Below are 21,291 nucleotides of genomic sequence, written 5' to 3'. Positions count from 1 at the left end.
CCGATTGCATCTAAAGCACTGTATATTTAGAGAGTAAATAACCGGGCTACTACACCCTTTTATTTATTTTTTGGAGATACATTTGTGTACAACACACTACTAACTAAGTTTGTCGATTCGTTGGCATTCTGCATGCGTACATGCGCGAAAACCTTAGTCACTGCCCTTTTGGTTATGACGTCATTTACCGCCTTGGCACAGACAACGGGCTGGCTTAGTGTGCCTGAGCATCCGCCTGTTAAAATGCGAATGATGTCGACGGGTGAACAGTCGGATGACGGCTCTAAGATCCAAACCGTGCTCGATGTCGTGCTCGACGGCGACTGGAAAACCTATTGGCGCAGCCCAGGCGAAGGTGGCATTCCGCCAAGCTGGGACTGGTCTGGTTCAACAAACATTGAGTCAGTAGAGTGGCACTGGCCGATACCTAAATACTACGAGCAGCTTGACGTCATGACGTTAGGCTACAAAAAAAATGTCAGCTTTCCTGTCACTTTATCCCTGAAAGACAACACGAAGCCTGCGATATTCAGGGCATCGTTTACCTTTCCGTCGTGTACCAATATCTGTGTGTTAACCGATTACGATATCGAACTGCCGATTGACCCACAAACTTTAGCGCTCGATGAAGAAGCGATGTTCTTGTTCAACCAAGGCATGAGCCAATCTCCACGAGAAGCTAATCGCACTTCAGTCAATGGTCTATTTTGGGACAAGAGCAAGCAGCAACTGGTTACTCAGCTGACAAGTAAAAATGGCTGGGATAAGCCGATGGTGTTGATTGACGGGCAAGAAGTGATTGATGACTTCTTCTCTCAACCAAGCGTCCACATCACAGACAATACAATGACGGCCGTATTTGATGTGAGCAACTGGATAGGTGAAGTCGACTTAACGGACCGTACCGTGAGTGTCACTGTTTCAGATACTAATTTCGCCGAAGAGATGACGGCCCAGGTTGGCTCAGAACCGATCGCTTACCAAACAAGCAAAAACGGCTTTTTGGCGATGATAGGCTTCGCTTTAATTGGTGGTTTGATCCTCAACATCATGCCATGTGTGTTGCCAGTCTTAGGAATGAAATTAAACAGCATCATTCAAAACCAAGGTGCATCTAATCGTCATATTCGACTCTCATTCTTAGCTTCTGCGTCAGGTGTCATTACATCATTTGCGCTGTTAGCCCTAGGTATGACCGCTCTAAAAATGGGTGGTAATGCAATTGGCTGGGGAATCCAGTTCCAAAATGTTTGGTTCATCGGGTTCATGCTGATCATCACTTTGCTGTTTTCGATTAACCTGCTTGGGTTATTCGAATTCAGACTACCATCAGGTTTAAACACGTGGATGGCAACCAAAGGCGATGACTCACATTCAGGCCACTTTGTTCAAGGCATGTTTGCAACGCTGTTAGCAACGCCGTGTAGCGCGCCATTCCTTGGCACTGCGGTTGCTTATGCACTTGGAGCAAGTTACCAAGAGTTATGGGCTATCTTCATCGCGCTTGGTATCGGCATGAGTGCGCCTTGGTTGATCTTTGCGCTATTCCCAAGCCTAACCAAATTGCTTCCAAAACCTGGGGCGTGGATGTTCAAAGTTAAGCTGGTGTTTGGCTTAATGATGTTCATTACCAGCCTATGGCTAACAAGCCTTCTGAGTCCATTCATTGGTAAATTCCCTACTATCCTGCTGTCGCTATTTATCGTGATTTCAGTATTGGTTTGGATTGGCCGTAAGTTGGGTCGCAAGGTGCTTATTCCTATCGTCGCAACCACAACCTTGGTGTTTGGTGCTGCATTGATCGTAGGTAGTGTCACCGCTGATAACTGGGCAACTCCGATTGTTGACGATCTCGCTTGGCAAAAGCTGGATGCGAAGCAAATCCCTCAGCTCGTTGATCAAGGCAAAACGGTGTTTGTTGATGTAACTGCTGATTGGTGTATCACTTGTAAAGCCAACAAGATCGGCGTCATCCTTCAAGACCCTGTCTACAGCCACCTACAGCAAGAAGACATTGTTTTGATGAAAGGTGATTGGACAACACCAAGCGAAAGTGTCACTCAATACTTACAAAGTAATGGGCGATTTGGTGTGCCATTTAATATCGTCTACGGCCCGAGCTATAAAAGCGGTATTCCACTGCCTGTCATTCTCAACAGTGACACTGTCGTTCAAGCCATCGATGCTGCGAGATAACTGATGAAGACTCCCAACAATGAAGAGAAATCTAGCACGACTGCAGACAACGCAGTAAAGGGTGAGGCCAAAAAGCCAAGTCGTCTTAAGAAGTGGGGAAAGGAGCTGGTTTCAATGATATTGATCGTTGGCGTGGTTTCATTTGCCATGGACTTTTATCACAGCAGAAGTATGCCTCAGGGCGATGCGGTTCCAATTGTGGGTCAATCGCTCCAAGGCGAAGATATTGATGTTATCGAGCTAAGCAAAAATGGTAAGCCAGTCATTGTCTATTTTTGGGCGACATGGTGTGGTGCCTGCAAATTTGTAAGCCCAACCGTCAATAGTTTCAGCGATTCCCATCAGGTGGTTTCGGTCGCTCTATCGTCTGGTCCAGACGAACGTGTCCAGCGCTACTTGGATGCAAAAGAGTATGACTTCCCTGTTATCAATGATCTTTCTGGAGCAATCAGCAGAAGTTGGGGCGTTAATGTCACTCCAAGCATCGTCATCATCAAAGACGGAAAGATCAGCAGTATCGCAACAGGCGTTACTTCTCCTATAGGGCTGTGGTTAAGAACCTACTTTGCCTAACTCGCTCACAAAGAAAAACAGAGCAAAGCTAAGTGAATAAACCAACTCAGCCAGTTTAACAAACAATATTAATGTGAGCGCAACCTAATAAGCGCTCACGATTATCACGAATTAGAGAAAAGACAATATGAAAAAGCATCTGATAAGCGCACTGATTTTAGGCTCACTAATGAGTACTAATGCCTTCGCAGAATTAAACAAAGAACAAACTCAACAACTTGAAGAAATTAATCAATTCCTGAAGGAAAACCCATCGACGATCTCTGGATTGCATACCAGTTTAGAGCAGTACGTAGCAGGTCAAGAGCAAGCTAAGAAAGCCCAAGCGGAAAGCCATGATTGGTTGTACAACAATGACGCTCACCCGATCCTTGGCAATCCAGATGGCAAATCGGTCATCGTTAATTTTACCGACTACAACTGTCCTTTCTGTAAGCGCTTAGAAAAAGGGTTAACTCAACTGGCCTCTGAAAATAGCGACATTAAGGTCATCAATGTCAACCTATCATTTAAGCAGCAACAGGTTTCGGGTCTAAACACCAACGCAGCGCTATACGCGATGAAAGTATGGAAAGATAATCCAGAAGCGTTCCCAGAAGTTGATAGATTGCTGATGGCGAAAAGCGGTATTCACTCGAAAAGCTCACTAGAAGCCGTTGCCAAGAAGACGGGAACAGAGGCGGAACTAAAAACAACTCAAGAACAAAACCAGGTTCTAACCACTAACCATCAAACGTTCAGTGCACTCGGCTTAACGGGCACTCCAACCATGATGATGAACGGAAATGTTTTACCAGGGTATGTGCCTTACGACCGACTTAAAGATATCGTGGATGACGCTTTTTAGTCGAGTGTAGATAGAGATAAAGACTCGAAAGAGAAGTGAATAAAAGCCGACTCGCGCAACCCGCAGTCGGCTTTTTCATTGCTTCGAAACAATAGAACACTTTGAAACGACAGTTTTGAAGTCATGGTTTTGAAACAAAAAAAGTCGAAGTGTCACCATCTCGCAATAGATTCTTAATTTACCCTCGCTACGCTAAAAGCAGTTCTGTCGATGAGTCAAAGACGTGTTAACTCAAGACAACTGTCCTTTGACCGAGCCTTGCTCGGTCTTTTTTTGCTTAACTCAGCAAGCGACAAACAAGCGCGCCCGGCTCCCTTAATGCATCCACGTTATAGCTGAGTACACGACCAGAAGATGGTGCGTGATAACGACGACATTCATTACCGAACGCATCATATTGGATGGCGAGCAGATCATCTTGTTCGACACTTTGCAAAAGCTCAACCTGCGGCAATACAAAACCACCAATATCAGCGCGGATAGAAACCACATCATTACCCTCTATCCAATCCATTCTCGGCAGTTGCATTTTGTCTGGGTTATTTAGGTTAATTTCGAACATTTCATAATAAGACAGCATGTTAAAAACACCGTCTACCGCACGTTGAATCATGTCAGGCTGAGTAAATTTCCCCATACCAACTTCCACCGTGATGCTCGGAATTCCACTTCGATTCCAAACCGTTTCTAAGATACCTGGATCGCCTGGGTCATTCAGAACACAATCTGGCGTCATCAACCTTGCCATTTCAAGGCATTGTTCAATTCGGTAGTCAGCAAAAACATAAAGTGGGTAGACCGCGCCACGAGTTTGGGTATGTAGGTCAACGGCGAATGTCGCATTGTGTTTGAGTAAGCGATCCCACAAAGACGCAACAAAGCGCTCTGCCGCTAAGCCATTCGCATCACCCGGAAAAAGTCGATTAAGGTTGGCAGGGCAAGAGCCCGGATCCGAAGAGATAAAATCGCGGCTGTGGTTAAGCAAACCCGACAAGTTCACAGTAGGCACTATCGTGACCGTGCCTTTGAGAGTTTTACCGACTAAGTCTCTGATAATTTGCTGAGCAGCCAACACACCGTTGAGCTCATCACCGTGAATACCAGCGGTGATCATCAACTTAGGACCTGCTTGACTGCCTTTGAAAACAGAAACCGGCATGTTCTTGGGTTGCCCTAGCCCATCACTGGTGACTTGAAACCAAAACTGGTGCTCTCCAACGGGTAGGTCTTCAACATTCAAGGAGCCAATAACCTGCCTACCTTGTAAAACATCGCCTAAGTACTCTGTTTTCATCCAACGTCTCCATCTTGTTGAGCAAAATCTATTCTCTTCTAAGTTTTTGCATCATAGAGGATATCTTAATCAGTACAAACAGTTAATAAGATGAACAAGCTCTGACTTTCCCATAATACTCACGCATATCATCATCACTTCCCCTAAATAAAAGCTTGTGAAAGTCTGCACTTAAGAACCGATAAGTTATATAACCATTCACAAACCACTCAGTCTATTGAAATGAAAGTGCAATAAAATCAACACTTAAAAAGTTCCCTATTCACGAAAATGTAATTTTATAGAAATGAAAGCTTAATTTAGCTGCTCTAAATTAGCTTCATATCGAAACGGAGAGCACATTGCTCACGGATTTTAAAATACAAGGTAAGTGATTATGAAAAAGGCAGTTCTAGCTTCTGCAGTGGTAGCAGCACTAGTTTCAGGTTCTTCTCTAGCAGCAACAGTTTACAGCTCTGATGGTACAGAACTTAAAATTGGCGGTCGTGCGGAGGCTCGTTTCAACGTATCTGACAACAACGAAAGCGCATCTGACAGTTCTTTCAAAGACAAGTCACGAGCTCGTGTGAATATTTCAGGTAAATCTGAACTTTCTGACGGTTTATATGGATTCGGTAAGTATGAAGCAGAGTTCACTAGCGCATCAACAACAGAGTTCGAAGACGGAAGTGGCAATACTGTAAAAATTGAAAATGAATCTCTTACCAATCGCTACTACTACGCAGGTTTAGGAACCAAATTCGGTGAGTTCTCATACGGTAAGCAAGATTCTTCACAGGTAATGCTGACTGACATTACAGATACAATGGCAACATTTGGTGCAGATGCTGCTGATGCCGTTGATGGCAACAAAGATAAGCGTGAGAATAACTTCCTTTACTCTGGCGAGTTTGACGCGTTGACGGTACAAGCTAACTACATCGCTGCAAATGAAAAAGATGCAGATAGTTTTGGCCTTGCTGCTATGTATAACCTAGGCGCTTTTGACCTTGGTGCGGGTTATGTTTCTCAAAAGAATGGTAACTTCGATGACGATCAAATCAACCTTGTAGCTCAATTTTCTATGGATGCGTTTACGGTTGGTGGTCTATACACAATGGCTTCAGTTGCAGATAAAGATTACACAGGCTACGAGCTTTCAGCTATCTTCAAAGCAACTAAACAGCTATCACTAATTGGCGTATACAACTACGGCGAGTTCGATAAAGCGGCTGACGAAGAAGCAAATAACTTTGCTATTGAAGCGGTGTACAAGTTTAACGGCCACATTCGCACATATGCTGGTTACAAGTTTGAACAGCGAGACAATAAAGATGACCAACTACAAGCGGGCATCCGTTACGACTTCTAATCTAAATCGACTTTAGATACAGACTAAAAGGTTGGGCAATAGCTCAACCTTTTTTCATATTCAAATATTCTGACTGACTTCATCAATGCTTTTTCTGGTTAAGTGGTGCTAAATCCGTATCATAGGTGTACCACATCAAATAATTAGAAGCATCATGTCACAACACCATCCGATCCAAGGCGCTAGCTGGATGCTAACCGCAGGCCTAGCCTTTGCCGTTATTAACAGCCTAACTCAAATTGCTAGCATTCATTTCGGACTTACTTCTACCACCGTTGCCGTCATTCAATACGCCATCGCGTTGTTCGCTATTCTTCCTTATCTGAAAACGCTGGGCATTCGTCGCGCACTAAAAACCGACAACCTCAAATTGCACGTATTCCGTGTCTTCTTGTCTGTTATTGGTATTCAACTTTGGATATGGGCACTGGCTTACCCAGTACCAATTTGGCAAGGCATTGCCCTTCTCATGACATCGCCATTGTTTGCAACCATTGGTTCAGGGCTTTTCTTAAAAGAGAAAGTTGGGGCTGCTCGCTGGGGCGCGACCTTAGCAGGCTTCGTGGGTGCGATGGTGATTCTAGAGCCGTGGGCTGAAGATTTTAACTGGGCAACGTTATTACCAGTCGGTGCCGCTTTCTTCTGGGCATGCTACTCACTGATGGTGAAAAAACTCTCTTCGCAAGACAGTCCTTCAACCATGGTGGTCTATCTTCTACTATTAATCACACCATTTAACATCCTGCTTGCTGCGCCAGGTTGGCAAACGCCAAGCGGCGGTACAATCTGGGCTATATTGATTGTTATCGGTGTTATGACGGCACTCGCTCAATGGGCGATAGTAAAAGCCTACTCGGTCGCTGATGCTTCGTTTGTGCAACCTTTTGACCACGCCAAATTACCGCTAAATGTTTTAGCAGGTTGGATTGTATTTAGTTGGGTTCCACCGGGTCGTTTATGGCTAGGGGCTGCTATTATTATTGCGTCAGTTGCATTTATAACGCACTGGGAAACCAAAAAACCTTCAAAAGTGAAGAAAGTTTAAGGTTGGTGAAATAAATAGTTCGACTGTCCGTTCTATATGGATAAGAGAATTCAAAAGAGGCCGTAACCATGAAGAAACCAGTCAAGATTACACTATACCGTTGGGCAGGCAGCTGGGGTCCATTTAAAGTTAATATCCCATGTGGGGAATGTACCCTTACCAAAGACATTCTGAAGGATACTTTTGAGAATGAATTGGCCGATGTCGATGTCGAATTGGAAGTGAAAGATTGGTTGTCTCACTGGTGGGAGCCGCTAAAATTAGGCTCTTGGCACGCTCCAATCCTTGTTGTTGAAGGCAAGGTTGTCAGCCAAGGTGAAGCGCTTAATCGCGGAGTCTTGGTTCAATCGGTGATCAAAGAGTGGACCAAACGAGACAGCCTAAAAGGCAACATCGTTTATGGTAAGGCGACCTGCCCATTCTGTGTTAAAGCAAAGAAAATGTTGGATGAAGCGGGTGTTGAATACCAATACCACGATGTCGTAAAAGACAGCGCCGCTTTGTACCGTATGATTCCAGAGGTAAAGGCACACATTGGTGAGAAAACACCGGTCACCGTCCCGCAGATCTGGCTTGATGGTAAGTACATCGGTGGTGCCGATAACTTAGAAGCGTGGATGAAAGAGAATGGCTTAGATAGCATCCCTAATAATGTGGTCGACTTATCCAATCAATCTGCTGGCTGAGTTCATTAAAAGCCATTAGTCAGAAGCTTAATTGGTATTTTTTGTGTCCATCCACAACAAAACAAAGCGATAACTTTCACCAATCGCTAAAACGAAAAAGGCCTTAAACTTCATCGAGTTTAAGGCCTTTTAAAATTCCGTTTTTGAAAATGCTTATTTAGCCATTTTCTTCATCATTCGCTTAAAGAACGATGGTTTCTTTGGCTTTGAAGTGCCGTACAATGCTTCGTGCATCATGTTTTTTGCTGCCATTTGACCAAGGTATGCGTGGCCTAGTTCGTAATTCATGCTTATCTCCGCACATAATCAACTTTCTTTAGCGCGGATTCTACACTTAAAACGCCCAAAAACAAGATCTAAATCACACTTTAATGCAATATTAAGCATTCATTTGCAATTAGCCTAATTTTGTCTCTGTGCTAATCAGCATTGTTTTTGTATATCAATGAGTTAACCTAAATTCTGGTTTGAGCTTAATGCTCCATTCCTAATAACAACCCAAGACATTGATTTAGACACTGATAAAAAAAGCAGCTCAATAGAGCTGCTTTCTAAAATGCTTTACTGAGAAACCTAGCTGCGCTTTGGCTGTCTGTAAGTTTTACCGGCAATTTGGTATGTGTCTTTTTGCTTCAATTCAAACATCGTTTCAAAGAACCAAGCTGCAAATTTGATTAAGTCATCGCCTTCATTCATAACATGTTCGATGTACTCTTGCTCTTCGCCTTGTTCATTTTCTTGAAGCGTCACGTGGTAAATACGCTTTTCGCCTTCCACTTCAGCAAGTGCAAATTGACCAGTCAGTGATGCAGCAGCCTCAGCGACTTCTGTATCCTCATTGGATTTCAATAGCTCAAGCGCTTGAGGCAGGCCATCTAGTGCGCAGATAGCTTTTACCAGTACTTCAAATTCATTTTGCTGCATTTTGTTCTTACCTATTCAATGGACCGAAGCATTGTAGAAAACCATCAGCACAAATACAACGTATTAACGATGGTGCGTTAAACGATAGTGAATTTAGTGTTTAGCTATATTCCACTTCAACAGTATCGCCTTTGTTGTTCATTTTGGTTGAAGACCAAAGCACTCCGCCCATGGCTGCGCCAATAATGAGGTAGAACACGCCTAACTGTAGATGAGTCGTGACCCAACTTTCTACCAGATACCCACCCAATAAACCCGCTAAACACATCTGAATTGAGCCAGACAATGCCGACACTGCGCCCGCTTGTTTCTTATGAGGTTCTAATAACATGCTGATTGATAATGGGAACGAGATGCCTTGTGCTATCGCCAACCAAGTAAACGCCCAAACTAAGTTAAAGATGGATAACTCATGAGTAAGAAGCCAAGTTCCCGATGCCAAGATAATCAAAATAGCTAGGCTCATCAGTTGGGGCGTACTAAACCTACGATTGAGTAAGTTTAAAGCGACGCTACCTATCAGTAAGCCTGCCGAAGGGACAATCATTAATGAACCATATTCAGCGGCGGTCAGCCCCAATTGCTCTTGCATTAAGAATGGAAACAACGATAGCGATACCAAACTCGCCATGTAGCTCATCCAGTTGTAACTGGCACTGGTCAACACTTGGCGATTGGTCAACAAGCGTCCGTAGTTATTCACCACTTGGCACGCATCAAAGCGGCTCTTTCCGTATGGCAAAGTTTCATGCAGAACAAAGTAACCCAGTGTAAATATCGCTAGTAGATACAATAAAACGAACAGGAACACCGCCTGCCAACCAAGGTGGAATGAAATCCAGCCACCAAATACAGGCGCAATGATCGGCATGATCGAAGCGGTCAGAGAAATATAAGACAAGGCTTTAGTTAGCTGAGGGCCATCATAACTGTCACGAAGCACACTTCGCCCAAGAACCGAGGCACTACCCGCCCCTAAACCTTGTAGCAAGCGACCAACTTCTAGCGCCGTCATATTGTCAGAAAACACAACACAAACGACTGTACCAATCAAATAAACACCCTGACCTAACAAGAAAATAGGTCTTCTTCCCACCGCATCGGACATCGGTCCGTAAAATAGCTGAGACAAGCCAAAACCCACCAGAAACAGCGTAACGAGCAGCTGTACATCTACTTGAGTAGCACTTAAATCAGAAGCAATTAGCGGCAATGATGGTAAATAGATACTCACCCCTACCTGCCCTGTAGCTATGATCATCATGGCTAAGAGTAGCGGTGTTTTTTTAAAGGTCGATTGGCTCAAAAAATTCCCTATTCGTTTGTTATTTGTTCATCAGATGAGTTTACATTCAAAACCAATAATTGATAATTAGCTAAATTGGAATTTAATTAAGTCCCAACAGGAAATAATATGGATTGGATTCTTAACGTAAAAAGTTATGTAAAAGTGGTGGAAGAAGGCAGCTTCAATGGCGCAGCGCGTAAACTCAATACCACCACCTCAGCGATCAGCAAAAGAGTGAACTGGTTAGAAGAACGTATCGGCACTCAACTATTAAAGCGCACCACGCGCTCAATCAGCCAAACCGAAGCGGGGGCTCTCTTTTATCTGCGAGCCAAGGATCAGCTCGATAATTGGCAATCGATTATTGATGAAACCCGATCGGTTAACCAAACGCCTGCGGGCCTACTAAAGATAGGCGCAACCATTGCTGTTGGTTCTAAGTTTCTCGTGCAATACATGGACGACTTCTTAGAAAAGTATCCAGACATTAAAGTACAGCTTATCACCACCACGCCAGGTCAATTACCTGAGCTTGGCTTGGACCTGGTGATCAGTCGTGAACTGGAACAACTCAACTCGTTAAGCTTCAAGAAAACACCACTGTTCGAACACAAAGCTAGCTTTTATGCCGCACCAAGTTACTTGGCTAAACATGGTTATCCCATCAACGGGCAAGACTTAGAGCAGCACAACTCCTTAATATGGGGAGAGCGTCCTATTCGTGAAGTCACGCTAACTAAAGGACAGCGCATCACTTTGAACGGTAACTTTGCGACCACCAACCCTGAGGCTTTGTTTCATGCCGCCAAGCGAGGAATGGGCGTACTGTTAACCATCAAAGCAATGATCAAAGAGGATCTTAAACAAGGGACACTGGTTCCAGTATTACCAAATATTACCGCCGACGAAGTGATGGTTTACGCGTACTACCCTAAGCTTGACTACTCGCACACGCGAACCAAGCTCTTTTTGGACCATCTGAAAGACAGGCTAGACAAAGAGCGTAGCACGCAAGCTCTGTGAAATAAGTCACATTTTAATTTGAAAAGTTATACAACACGGCCAATAATAAACTTGACGCATATAGATTATACAAGTTCGCACATATACAAGATAATACGTATACCGCTTACACAGTGAATCTGGTTAACTAGGGGTGGTGGCTATGACTCAACATACGCACAACAGCATGATAGACACAGAGCGCATTGGCCGTTTGCTGAAATTGGAAGGTATCGACCTTTTAGAGTCAGCTGTGCTTACTTTACATCAGACCTTTGATACTCAATACACCAGCATCATTGAGAAGAAGTACTTCCCTGACCAAACCGTTCCTTTGGTGATCGCCCATTCTGATCATGTATTGCATGACAAAATCAATGCGCGCCATGGTCACATCTACCAACAAGCCGTCAATCAAAGACACCCAGATTGCTCATTTGCTCAGTACATCGTCCAGTCATTGCCAACATCGGCATTTAGGCAGGAAATCACCTCACAAAACTCCATCGCGATCCCGACTCGAACTCAAAGTGGCGAAGTGATGGGCGTGCTGTTTTCAACGTTCACCTCGCCTCTTAGCCCTGATCAGCAACAAGACGTGGTAAAGCACCATCAATTGTTCGCCGACATCATCATCCACACCTTGCGTGAAATGTGGTTTAACGATCGTTCCGAACAACTTGTAAATCAGCTTAGTTATGAGGTGTCACACGACAGCCTAACCGGGTTACTCAACCGAAGCTGTTTATCAGATACCTTAGAGTCGATTACTCAACAGAGCGTCACTCCGTTTACATTGGCTTTACTCGATATCAATAGCTTCAAAGCCATTAATGACATGCACGGCAATTATATTGGCGATAAAGTACTTCAATTTGTCGCAGAAACCTTGCGGAGAACCTTACCCGAAAGCAACCTGACTTTCCGGACTGCTGGCAACGAGTTCGCCTTCATCACCTACCATTCTGATCCGATAGCCGTGTGCGAACAAATACTGGCCAAAATTAAGCAGGGCTACAGTAGCGTTGATATCAAGATAGATTTCGACGTCAGCATCGGTATTGCCAGTTCGGATGGAGACAACAAAGACGTTGAGCAAATCATCTTCAATACCAGCTTGGCGCTTAAAGAGTGTAAACACAGCCAAGATACTCATATTCAATGTTATGACACTCACTTAAGAGTTCGTTACCAAAGAAAAACCGAGCTAGTCGCAGCGCTACGAAGTGAGCTGGAAAACCCAATTTCACAAAGCTATATCCCCGACAGCAATGGAATGTACGTAGTGGTACAGCCGATTGTGGGTCAAGGTGAAACGCAATGGGAATATTTCGAGGTACTGACTCGCTGGAAAACCGCCAGACATGGAGACATCTCACCCGTAGAGTTTATTCAAGTGGCAGAAGAGTCAGGGCTGATTGTCGAATTAGGTGAACGCATTATTGAATTGGTGTGCCGCGCTAAAACCACACTAGAGCAAGGCTTGGGCTACAAGGTTAAACTTGGAATCAACTGCTCTGCGCACGAGCTTACTGATTCGAAACGTTATATATCCTACCTGACTCGAACCATTGAACAGCACCATTTTAAGGCGAATGAGTTTGTTATCGAGTTAACCGAAACCGTTCTGTTATCGCCAACACAAGAGACAAAATCCGCGCTTAACTTTCTGAGAGGACAAGGCTTCACGATTGCACTCGACGACTTTGGTACAGGCTACTCCAGTTTGAACTACATCCACAGCTACCCTATCGATTGCATTAAAATTGATGCGACCTTTATTCGAGACTTGTTAACTAGTTCGACCTCAGAGAGCGTAGTATGGCTGATTGTTCAACTGGCCCATAGACTCGATGTATCTTTGGTTGCGGAAGGTGTTGAGAAGCGTGAGCAATTAGAAAAGCTGCACGCGATGGGATGCGACAAGATCCAAGGTTACCTCTACTCACCTCCAATGCGGCCTGAAGCTATCGTTAGCTATGTCGCGCACTCAGAGCCTTTAGTTTAAACCCTTACCGAACCTTCTATTGAGAACTAAAAAGCCGCAAGAGCATCACTTAACACTGACTGTGTTTTGTGATGCTCTTGCGGCTTTAAAACAGTTTAATGGCTAGCTACTTACTAGCATTATTAACCATTGCTAGATTGCGCGTTTCTAACGCTGCCTTCAATAGCTTGTCGGCTTCATCTCTCGCGGCTGTGAATGTCGCTTTTTCCTTTTTAGGCACAGAATCGGCCATTGGGATATTCGCTTTCATCGCATCAACAGGGCGACCACGTTCGATCAGTTCATAGTGCAAGTGAGCACCTGTCACTCGACCCGTTTTACCCGATAGGCCAATACGTTGACCACGAGATACCGTTTGTCCTTTACGAACAAGGATCTTGCTTAAGTGCAAGTAGCGCGTTTTATAAGTGCTACCGTGTTGAATCACCACATAGTTACCCGCATAAGGGTGTTTACGCGTCATGATCACTTTGCCATCACCCGTTGCTTGAACAGGTGTGCCAATTGGTGTCGCGAAATCCGTACCGTTGTGCGGTGAAATGCGGCCAGTCACAGGGTGTAAGCGCTTAGGGTTAAACTGAGAACTTTGGCGCCAGCTACTGCTCACTGGGTAACGTTGGAAAGCACGTTGTAAGCTATCGCCATTAGCATCGTAATATTGTCCGTCAGTGTGTAAGTATGCTGACACAACGCGGTTACGATTCATGATCTTAATTGCTTCAATTTCACGTTTTCCGGTTGCAACACCATCAACATATTGCGCTTTTTGAAGCACTTCAAACTGATCGCCAGCACGTAGGTCTCGGCTAAAGTTCAGCTTATCTTTAAGAAGAGTCACAATATGGTCAATCTCAAGACTGCTCAGGCCAACCTTGTTCGCCGACATAGAGAAGCTGCCTTGAATATCACCCACTAAAGGTTTTTGCTTCCATTCACCAGGAATAGAGATGTCTTCGAATTCGTAGCTGCCGTCATCAAGTAATCGGTAAACCACTTTGTCCGCGACGCTAAATTGAAGTTCCATTTTAGAAAGGTCGCCGGTCGCTTCATCACGCCAAAAGCGTAATGTATTACCCGGACGAAGCGTATCTAAAGCAAGGAAGTTCAAATCAGTTTCCATCACGCTCATCATCGATTTGTAAGAAAATCCAAGCTGAGTGAAGATGCTACTCAAGTTATCGCCCGTTTGAATTTGATACTCAAATGTCGGCGGCTCAATAACGGTAACAGAAGATGGTGACAGAATTGACTCAATAACGGTTGAGTCGGGCAAATCAAGATCGATCGTTTTCGTCAGATCCGATTGTGACGATTGCAAAGCAACACCAATCGCAGCAATAAGTGGCAGTCCCAAAATAGCTACTTTTTTTACAGGTGAAAGCTCAGCAAACGGAGAGGGAAATATTTTTGAATACACGGTAAACAGGTCTTTCTACGATATAAAGGCATAGGATATGCTTTTCAAACGCATAAATCATCAATGCATTGTCATAATATGATGTGAATCTTCCCAACTTAGCCTAAGTCATTGAGTTGCCGTAGATGAAGAGCCACCAGATAAGAAATAAAATTAACCGCTAAATTTAAAAATAAAAAAGCAGAAACGGCTAGTTTCTGCTTTCTATTGGTTGACGTTATTCCGTTTCGAATAATTAATAAACGAAGCGAATTAGTCGCTGATTTTAAGACAAAGACTATGCGTTAACCGTCGACACTAAGCAGTTGTCTTCACCAAACTCATTTGGGATGTAACGGTCAGCATTCGCATCGTTCACCCATTGTTGGTCATCAACTAGGTAGCGGAATTGAAACTCGCCATCTTTAGGTAGACGAGTTTTAAACTTGTAAACCTTCCCTTTGGCCAGTTTTTTCATTGGGGTGGCTTTCCAATCAAGAAAGTCAGCAACGATGGATACAGAGTTCGCTTCTTGAGCTTCTAGCTCGAAGGTCACTTCAACTTCATCTTTCGTCTTAAAAAAACGTTTATTAATCATTCGCAAGCTCCATTTGTAATAATAAGCGGACACAAAGCTAACTGTGTCTAAATTTCATTCATCTAACTAAGATAATATGTAATTTGGCTCACATAAACAACAGATCCTTACATTCACGAAAACGTTATTGCTTACCAATTGATTGCGTATCAAAAGAAAAACTCATTAACACCTTTTCAGAAGGGGGTTCTGCAAATGATTGTTCCGCAGAATGCTGAGTAAAGCCGATAAAACCTTCCCCAGTAAGTTTATTCTGTGATTGCGAACCTGGCTGCTGAGCTACCTCCAATGTCTGAATTTGTATACGATCACCCAGTAAAAGTTGGTCGACTAACACCACACGGCTTCGTTGCAGGTCATGCTTAAACAGGCCTAGATAATAGAAAACACCGCTGCCTTGGTTAGATATCCACATCGGCGCGACAAAGAAACTCGCCTTGCCCAACGTGGCGGCTGAAAGATTATTGGTGTCTACCGTTACCACACCGCGCTCAACACCTGAGTCATAGCGTCCAAACGCGATGGCTCTAGGCTCATCAACTTCATTGATAAAAGCGTAGGCGTTAGTCTCAGGAACTTTAATTGTCCATGGATTGGTCGTCTTCAAATCAAAAACGGTTTCTACGACTGGGTCATAACTCACTTGAGAAGAAGGAAACTTCGCCAAGATCTCTTCATCACTTAAGCTAAAGCGATAAATACCCGCTACTATCACCACAACCAGCATGACAATTGGAATCAGTAGAATCAGAGGGATAGGTAAGATTTTCTTTTTCATGGGCAATTATATTCTTTTGTTTTCATCCAGTTGTGCAGACCATAAAGGGCTTTAGTATAATTATCAATACAGGGTTAACCAGAAGTGGAGCATGGATGGATATCAATCATATTAAAGATAGAAATATCAGAAGTTGCGAATGCCGCTGTGGAGCAGTCAACCTAGTATGCCGAGGTGAACCTCAACGTACATCTGTCTGCCATTGCTATGAGTGTCAGAAACGCACCGGAAGTGTGTTCGGCGTTCAGGCTCGGTTCCCAATAGAACAAGTTACACTCAGCGGTGAAGTGACCTCTTTTTCACGCATCAGCGATACGGGTAATGAAGTCACCTATCAGTTTTGTCCCAAGTGTGGCACCACCATGCTTTTGCAGTCGGTTGCCGCCGCTGATTTTTATATCGTCCCGCTCGGATTATTTAAAGAGCAAGACTTCCCACTGCCGAGCTTTTCGGTTTATGAAGAACGCAAACACGGTTGGGTTAAGTTCGACCACCAAATGAGCCATTACAACTAGTTCGTCATTGAGCGTTATCTTTATCTCGTTATTGACCGTTATCTTTATATAGCAACAGTATTAAAACAAACTGCAATACTGTTGCCTAAGATCAAATATCACCGCTTCACAGCGCTAGCGTATCTTTTGTCTAGCGTTATAATCTTGCTCCTCTATTTAACCCAGGGTGAACCACATGATTTCTAAGTTACCTCGCTGGGTTGAATACGGCGCCCTTTTGTTAGCTGGTCTTGCTGGCAGTGTTAATGCTATCGGCTTACTTGGCTTCCAACATCAAGCTATCTCCCATATCTCCGGCACCATGTCTTTGCTAGGCAGTAGCCTGCTTACACCGACCTCGGCTTCTGTTCACCTCCTATTGGTGATCATGAGCTTCATGTTAGGTGCGGCGTTCAGCGGGTTCTTTATTGAAAACCAAGCATTGAAGTTAGGACGCCGTTACGGTGTTGCACTATGTATTGAGGGTGGATTGCTGTTTTTGGCGCTGTGGACACTGTTGCAAGGCTATACTTCAGGTCAGTATTTCGCTTCAGCCGCGTGTGGTTTGCAGAACGCGATGATCACCACTTACAGCGGGGCAATCATTCGAACAACACACATGAGCGGGATCATTACCGATCTTGGGATCATGATTGGCGCTCGCTTAAAGGGGATGCCTTTTGACCGCCGTAAAGCCAAACTGCTAATTTTCATTGTGGTTGGCTTCCTGTTTGGCGGCTTAATTGGCGCTTGTCTGTTCCAACGCTTCGAAATCTTGGCATTGGCTTTCCCTGCCTCTTTTGCTTTCATTATTGCGTTTAGCTACTGGTTATACTTGACCTATCGAACTGAAACCCCAGTCAATTTATAAATATCTGGCAATATAACCTCAAACTACGTAACATCCGCAACACTTTATTCTAAACTCTTAATACGTTGCAGAATAACCAGTATGAATATTTAGCGATATTTGATGAATAGTATTGCAAGCGATATTAATACTGGGTAATCTTGCACCCAATGAGAAAATACGGACGTTTAGTGAATAAAAATGCCAAGGATGTGGCTTTTTTACGTGTAGAAATTCGAGAACAATAACATGTCTAACAACAAGAATACTGCTCAAACAGAGAAATCTAAAGGCAGTTTCTGGGTTTTCTTAATCCCATCATTGATTGGTTTATTCCTTTTCATGGCGCCAATCAGCTATCAAGGTGATCTAACCATCCCTGTAGCTATCTTAGCCAAATCAATTCAAGCGGTTTTCGGTGAATATCTAGTTCCTATCATCACTGCGATCGTTGCTTTCATGTCTGTAGCTTCAGTTTTAAGCACCATTTTTAAGCCTACATTCATTACATCAAATTCATTTTTAAACGGCCTTTTCAACCCATCTCCACTGTGGTTGCTGGTTCGTTTAATTGGTGGTGCTGCAGCCGTTATGGCTTTCTTCCAAGTTGGGCCTGAGGTTATTTGGGAAGAAAATACTGGTGGTCTGGTTCTAGAAGGCCTGCTTCCGACACTGTTCTCAGTATTCATCTTTGCTGGTTTGCTACTTCCGCTTCTACTTAACTTTGGTCTACTAGAGCTGTTTGGCACGCTACTAAGTAAAATCATGCGTCCAATCTTCAACCTACCAGGCCGCAGTGCTATTGACTGTATGGCTTCTTGGTTGGGTGACGGCAGTGTTGGTATCCTGCTTACAAGCAAACAGTACGAGAAGAAATTCTACACTCAGCGTGAAGCTGCGGTTGTTGGTACGACTTTCTCAGCAGTATCTATCACATTCAGTCTTGTGGTTATTGCTCAGGTAGAACTAGAGCACCTGTTCCTACCTTTCTACGCAGCAATCTGTTTAGCGGGTATTGTGGCAGCGGTGATCATCCCTCGCCTTCCACCACTAAGCATGAAGAAAGATACTTTCATTGATGGCAGCAAGCCGCACAAAGACGCTGACGCGATCCCAGCAGGTCACTCAACGTTCTCTTGGGGTCTTGAGCTAGCGGTAAATAAAGCATCTCAAGTAAAGTCGGCTAAATCTGTATTTGGCGAAGGCGTTCGTAACGCCGTAGATATGGTATTTGGCGTACTGCCTGTTGTTATGGGTTTAGGTACAATGGCACTGGTTATTGCGGAATACACGTCTGTGTTCTCAATCCTAGGTCAGCCTTTCATTCCATTCCTAGAGCTACTTGGTGTTCCTGAAGCGGTTGCAGCATCTGAAACGATTGTTGTTGGTTTTGCGGATATGTTTATCCCAGCAATCCTTGCGGCTTCTATCGACAACGAGATGACTCGCTTTGTTATTGCAGCAATGTCGGTAACTCAGCTGATCTACATGTCTGAGGTGGGCGCTCTACTTCTAGGCAGTAAGATTCCAGTGAACATCTTAGAACTGTTTATTATCTTTATTCTACGTACGTTAATTACGCTTCCAGTTATCGCTGGTGTAGCGCATCTAATATTCTAAATTAGATACTACTTATGTAACTCAATAAAGATTCAGTTTATAAAGCCTCACTTTTGTGGGGCTTTTTATTAGCACAAATATATACACAGCATTATTTAGAGTTCAATCAATTTATAAGTTCTGTATATCACTTGATTTCATATCATTTATTCAACCCACCTCTTGTTAATAGAAAACTGAACGCATAATCGTCAAATTAATACATTCTTAATCCCTCCTTAAACTCTGTCTAGCCCCATTCCCCAACTCATTGAACCAAATACTAAAAACAACAAATATGTGATTTAGTGAATTTTGTATTGTTTAGGTTGTTGTATTTTTGTAGTCTATTTTGTGAAATTACATTCAAGTAAAATCCAATCTAGTCGATATATATAATTACAAAAACACGATTAACTTTAGTCTTCGCAAAGCCTGTGAGAAGGGGAAAACTCAATGAAATTTAGCCATAAGGTGGTTGCTGCATCATCAGCCTTGCTGCTAGTGACAGTATCATTGCTTTCAATACAACAACTTTACACTGTAAGAAGTGCAGTAGAAAACCACGTCAATGCGAGCCTGAAAGAGATGGTCTCGGGCGTGAAAAATACCGTCGTATCGGAGATGAACGCCAAGAAAGCGTTGGCTCAATCGACGACTGAAGTCATCGAGATCAACCCTGAAGATCGCGCTTACGTTAAAGAAATCTTAGAAAAGCCAAAGCTTAAAAACAGCTTCCTAGCGGTTGGTTTTGGTTATGAAGCAAACGGTTTCGTTATTGAAAATGATGATGGTTGGGATGCCGGTCCAGACTACGACCCACGAATTCGTCCTTGGTACATTGATGCTAAATCCAAAAACAGTTTAGTTGTTACCGCTCCTTATGTGGATGCATCAAGTAAGAAAGTCATCATATCAGTAGGTACTCCAGTTAAAGACAACGGCCGCTTTACTGCGGGTATGTTCTACGACCTAGAATTAACGAACCTTGCTACCTTGGTCAACCAAGTGAACTTGTTTGATGCGGGTTACCTGTTCCTAGTAACAGCCGACGGCACCACGATTGCTCACCCAAATGCGAAAAACAACGGTGAAACGCTATCAAGCTACATGCCACAAGCGACTATTCGTGAAGGCTCTCAAGAAATTGAAGTCGACGGCAAAATGTTCCTAGTTAATTTCACCCACATCCCTAGTGAAGATTGGTATATAGGTGCAATCCTCGATGAAGAGATCGCGTTCCAAACCGTTGAAGAATTGAAGAACAGCTCAATGATCTACTCGTTGATTGCAGTTATTCTCAGCATCATTGCACTGACTGTTCTGATTCGTGTGTTAATGCGTCCACTGGATGCGCTTAACCAAGCCATTCAAGATGTGGCGAGCGGTCAAGGTGATTTAACTAAGCGCCTAGATACCAACACAGACCAAGAGTTCTCTGACCTAGCGAAAGGTTTCAACACCTTTACTGAAAACCTGCAAAATCAGATCATTCAATCGAAAGCGATTGGTGTTGAAATTAAGCGTGGTACTGAAATCACGGTTAAAGGTGCAGGCGAATCAGCGAAAGCGATGAATACCCAACTGGAAGAGCTTGAACAGTTAGCGACTGCAATGAACGAGATGGCGGTTACTGCAACTGAAGTTGCAAACAATGCTCAAGGCGCAGCAGCGGCAGCCCGTGAAGCAGACGAAGCAACGCTAGACGGCACATCTGTCGTAAGTGACACCACTCAAGCGATTGATAACCTTTCAGCACGTATCGACCAAGCGGTTGCCGAAGTACAAGTACTTGAATCAGCAACAGCCAACATCGAAACAATTCTAAAAGTAATCAACGATATTGCAGACCAAACCAACCTACTGGCATTGAATGCGGCTATTGAAGCGGCGCGTGCTGGTGAATCAGGCCGTGGTTTCGCAGTCGTTGCCGATGAAGTTCGTACTCTGGCACAACGTACTCAAGAATCGACGACGGAAATCCGCAACATGATCGAGCAGCTCCAAGCGGGTGCAAGCTCAGTATCGAACGCGATGAACCAAAGTAAAGACACAGCCACTGACGCCGTTGAACGCGCTCAGCAAGCGAACTCTTCACTTGACCGTATCCGTGACGCGATTCAACGCATCTCAGATATGAACATTCAAATTGCTTCAGCAGCAGAAGAGCAGAGCTTGGTAGCGGAAGAGATCAATAACAACACTGTTAAGATCAAAGACCTTTCAACACAAGTATCAACAGCGGCCCAAGAAGCGAATACCGCAATGCAGCAGCAAACTGACAATGTTCGCCAACAAGACGAGCTATTGAATAAGTTTACGGTTTAACCAAGGTTTGGCTCAGTTGCCGTTTGGCTGAGTC

Annotated in this window: 19 protein-coding genes; 12 read left to right on the top strand and 7 right to left on the bottom strand. The window is 43.9% G+C overall.

Going from position 1 to position 21,291, the window contains the following annotated elements:
- Positions 1–132: 132 nt before the first annotated feature.
- The 3 genes from AB4503_RS14880 to AB4503_RS14870 all read left to right on the top strand — a co-directional run bounded on the left by AB4503_RS14880 (position 133) and on the right by AB4503_RS14870 (position 3,616).
- The gene (locus AB4503_RS14880) at positions 133–2,196 is read left to right on the top strand and encodes a protein-disulfide reductase DsbD family protein (protein WP_372115338.1); all 2,064 of its coding nucleotides are present in this window, start codon (positions 133–135) and stop codon (positions 2,194–2,196) included.
- Positions 2,197–2,199: 3 nt separating this feature from the next.
- On the top strand, positions 2,200–2,769 hold the full coding sequence (locus AB4503_RS14875; RefSeq protein ID WP_102332666.1) for a protein disulfide oxidoreductase: 570 nt from the start codon (positions 2,200–2,202) through the stop codon (positions 2,767–2,769).
- A 127-nt stretch (positions 2,770–2,896) separates the two neighbouring features.
- On the top strand, positions 2,897–3,616 hold the full coding sequence (locus AB4503_RS14870; RefSeq protein WP_102332667.1) for a DsbA family protein: 720 nt from the start codon (positions 2,897–2,899) through the stop codon (positions 3,614–3,616).
- Between the two features lie 277 nt (positions 3,617–3,893).
- Here AB4503_RS14870 and AB4503_RS14865 read toward each other — a convergent pair whose 3' ends face one another.
- Positions 3,894–4,910 (bottom strand): succinylglutamate desuccinylase/aspartoacylase family protein, encoded by a 1,017-nt coding sequence (locus tag AB4503_RS14865; RefSeq protein ID WP_372115280.1) that lies wholly within the window; start codon positions 4,908–4,910, stop codon positions 3,894–3,896.
- Positions 4,911–5,286: 376 nt separating this feature from the next.
- On the opposite strand from AB4503_RS14865, the gene AB4503_RS14860 reads away from it, so the two are divergent.
- From AB4503_RS14860 to AB4503_RS14850, 3 genes are all read left to right on the top strand, one after another.
- On the top strand, positions 5,287–6,261 hold the full coding sequence (locus AB4503_RS14860) for a porin (RefSeq protein WP_017064330.1): 975 nt from the start codon (positions 5,287–5,289) through the stop codon (positions 6,259–6,261).
- A 154-nt stretch (positions 6,262–6,415) separates the two neighbouring features.
- The gene (locus tag AB4503_RS14855; RefSeq protein ID WP_372115278.1) at positions 6,416–7,306 is read left to right on the top strand and encodes a DMT family transporter; all 891 of its coding nucleotides are present in this window, start codon (positions 6,416–6,418) and stop codon (positions 7,304–7,306) included.
- Positions 7,307–7,374: 68 nt separating this feature from the next.
- Positions 7,375–7,992 carry a glutaredoxin domain-containing protein gene (locus AB4503_RS14850; RefSeq protein ID WP_050620585.1) on the top strand — a complete coding sequence of 206 codons (618 nt, stop codon included), beginning with the start codon at positions 7,375–7,377 and terminating at the stop codon, positions 7,990–7,992.
- A 153-nt stretch (positions 7,993–8,145) separates the two neighbouring features.
- Here AB4503_RS14850 and AB4503_RS14845 read toward each other — a convergent pair whose 3' ends face one another.
- The 3 genes from AB4503_RS14845 to AB4503_RS14835 all read right to left on the bottom strand — a co-directional run bounded on the left by AB4503_RS14845 (position 8,146) and on the right by AB4503_RS14835 (position 10,222).
- On the bottom strand, positions 8,146–8,280 hold the full coding sequence (locus AB4503_RS14845) for a hypothetical protein (RefSeq protein ID WP_010431176.1): 135 nt from the start codon (positions 8,278–8,280) through the stop codon (positions 8,146–8,148).
- Between the two features lie 285 nt (positions 8,281–8,565).
- Entirely contained in the window at positions 8,566–8,916 is a 351-nt protein-coding gene (locus AB4503_RS14840) for a hypothetical protein (RefSeq protein ID WP_017057980.1), read from the bottom strand.
- Positions 8,917–9,016: 100 nt separating this feature from the next.
- The gene (locus AB4503_RS14835; RefSeq protein WP_372115276.1) at positions 9,017–10,222 is read right to left on the bottom strand and encodes a multidrug effflux MFS transporter; all 1,206 of its coding nucleotides are present in this window, start codon (positions 10,220–10,222) and stop codon (positions 9,017–9,019) included.
- A gap of 108 nt (positions 10,223–10,330) precedes the next feature.
- On the opposite strand from AB4503_RS14835, the gene AB4503_RS14830 reads away from it, so the two are divergent.
- A complete protein-coding gene (locus AB4503_RS14830; protein WP_372115274.1) occupies positions 10,331–11,227 on the top strand; it encodes a LysR family transcriptional regulator in 897 nt (298 codons plus the stop codon).
- A 142-nt stretch (positions 11,228–11,369) separates the two neighbouring features.
- Entirely contained in the window at positions 11,370–13,214 is a 1,845-nt protein-coding gene (locus AB4503_RS14825) for a bifunctional diguanylate cyclase/phosphodiesterase (protein ID WP_065583705.1), read from the top strand.
- Positions 13,215–13,320: 106 nt separating this feature from the next.
- Here AB4503_RS14825 and AB4503_RS14820 read toward each other — a convergent pair whose 3' ends face one another.
- From AB4503_RS14820 to AB4503_RS14810, 3 genes are all read right to left on the bottom strand, one after another.
- On the bottom strand, positions 13,321–14,631 hold the full coding sequence (locus AB4503_RS14820) for a peptidoglycan DD-metalloendopeptidase family protein (RefSeq protein ID WP_108110734.1): 1,311 nt from the start codon (positions 14,629–14,631) through the stop codon (positions 13,321–13,323).
- Between the two features lie 277 nt (positions 14,632–14,908).
- Entirely contained in the window at positions 14,909–15,208 is a 300-nt protein-coding gene (locus tag AB4503_RS14815) for an isoamylase early set domain-containing protein (protein ID WP_009845720.1), read from the bottom strand.
- Positions 15,209–15,332: 124 nt separating this feature from the next.
- A complete protein-coding gene (locus tag AB4503_RS14810) occupies positions 15,333–15,986 on the bottom strand; it encodes a hypothetical protein (RefSeq protein ID WP_372115271.1) in 654 nt (217 codons plus the stop codon).
- Positions 15,987–16,018: 32 nt separating this feature from the next.
- Here AB4503_RS14810 and AB4503_RS14805 point away from each other — a divergent pair, with 32 nt between their 5' ends.
- The 4 genes from AB4503_RS14805 (at position 16,019) to AB4503_RS14790 (ending at position 21,257) form a co-directional block, all read left to right on the top strand.
- Positions 16,019–16,501, top strand: a complete 483-nt coding sequence (locus AB4503_RS14805; RefSeq protein ID WP_170926836.1) for a GFA family protein — start codon at positions 16,019–16,021, stop codon at positions 16,499–16,501.
- Positions 16,502–16,676: 175 nt separating this feature from the next.
- The gene (locus AB4503_RS14800; protein WP_017062746.1) at positions 16,677–17,351 is read left to right on the top strand and encodes a YoaK family protein; all 675 of its coding nucleotides are present in this window, start codon (positions 16,677–16,679) and stop codon (positions 17,349–17,351) included.
- A 228-nt stretch (positions 17,352–17,579) separates the two neighbouring features.
- Positions 17,580–18,950: a YjiH family protein gene (locus tag AB4503_RS14795; RefSeq protein ID WP_017067418.1), complete on the top strand. Its 1,371-nt coding sequence runs from the start codon at positions 17,580–17,582 to the stop codon at positions 18,948–18,950.
- 435 nt (positions 18,951–19,385) lie between these two features.
- Positions 19,386–21,257, top strand: coding sequence for a methyl-accepting chemotaxis protein (locus AB4503_RS14790; protein ID WP_017062748.1), 1,872 nt, complete (start codon positions 19,386–19,388; stop codon positions 21,255–21,257).
- Positions 21,258–21,291: the final 34 nt, after the last annotated feature.

It is taken from the genome of Vibrio sp. 10N.222.55.B11, assembly GCF_041473705.1.
Lineage (GTDB): Bacteria > Pseudomonadota > Gammaproteobacteria > Enterobacterales > Vibrionaceae > Vibrio > Vibrio crassostreae_C.
Note: the sequence above shows the minus strand (reverse complement) of the source record. Positions and strands in the feature narration are given on the sequence as shown.

What these genes read in the sequence shown, in the direction of transcription:
- AB4503_RS14880 (WP_372115338.1), top strand. Translation starts at nt 133, where the DNA reads ATGCGTACATGCGCGAAAACCTTAGTCACTGCCCTTTTGGTTATGACG.
- AB4503_RS14875 (WP_102332666.1), top strand. Translation starts at nt 2,200, where the DNA reads ATGAAGACTCCCAACAATGAAGAGAAATCTAGCACGACTGCAGACAAC.
- AB4503_RS14870 (WP_102332667.1), top strand. Translation starts at nt 2,897, where the DNA reads ATGAAAAAGCATCTGATAAGCGCACTGATTTTAGGCTCACTAATGAGT.
- AB4503_RS14865 (WP_372115280.1), bottom strand. Translation starts at nt 4,910, where the DNA reads ATGAAAACAGAGTACTTAGGCGATGTTTTACAAGGTAGGCAGGTTATT.
- AB4503_RS14860 (WP_017064330.1), top strand. Translation starts at nt 5,287, where the DNA reads ATGAAAAAGGCAGTTCTAGCTTCTGCAGTGGTAGCAGCACTAGTTTCA.
- AB4503_RS14855 (WP_372115278.1), top strand. Translation starts at nt 6,416, where the DNA reads ATGTCACAACACCATCCGATCCAAGGCGCTAGCTGGATGCTAACCGCA.
- AB4503_RS14850 (WP_050620585.1), top strand. Translation starts at nt 7,375, where the DNA reads ATGAAGAAACCAGTCAAGATTACACTATACCGTTGGGCAGGCAGCTGG.
- AB4503_RS14845 (WP_010431176.1), bottom strand. Translation starts at nt 8,280, where the DNA reads ATGAATTACGAACTAGGCCACGCATACCTTGGTCAAATGGCAGCAAAA.
- AB4503_RS14840 (WP_017057980.1), bottom strand. Translation starts at nt 8,916, where the DNA reads ATGCAGCAAAATGAATTTGAAGTACTGGTAAAAGCTATCTGCGCACTA.
- AB4503_RS14830 (WP_372115274.1), top strand. Translation starts at nt 10,331, where the DNA reads ATGGATTGGATTCTTAACGTAAAAAGTTATGTAAAAGTGGTGGAAGAA.
- AB4503_RS14825 (WP_065583705.1), top strand. Translation starts at nt 11,370, where the DNA reads ATGACTCAACATACGCACAACAGCATGATAGACACAGAGCGCATTGGC.
- AB4503_RS14815 (WP_009845720.1), bottom strand. Translation starts at nt 15,208, where the DNA reads ATGATTAATAAACGTTTTTTTAAGACGAAAGATGAAGTTGAAGTGACC.
- AB4503_RS14810 (WP_372115271.1), bottom strand. Translation starts at nt 15,986, where the DNA reads ATGAAAAAGAAAATCTTACCTATCCCTCTGATTCTACTGATTCCAATT.
- AB4503_RS14800 (WP_017062746.1), top strand. Translation starts at nt 16,677, where the DNA reads ATGATTTCTAAGTTACCTCGCTGGGTTGAATACGGCGCCCTTTTGTTA.
- AB4503_RS14795 (WP_017067418.1), top strand. Translation starts at nt 17,580, where the DNA reads ATGTCTAACAACAAGAATACTGCTCAAACAGAGAAATCTAAAGGCAGT.
- AB4503_RS14790 (WP_017062748.1), top strand. Translation starts at nt 19,386, where the DNA reads ATGAAATTTAGCCATAAGGTGGTTGCTGCATCATCAGCCTTGCTGCTA.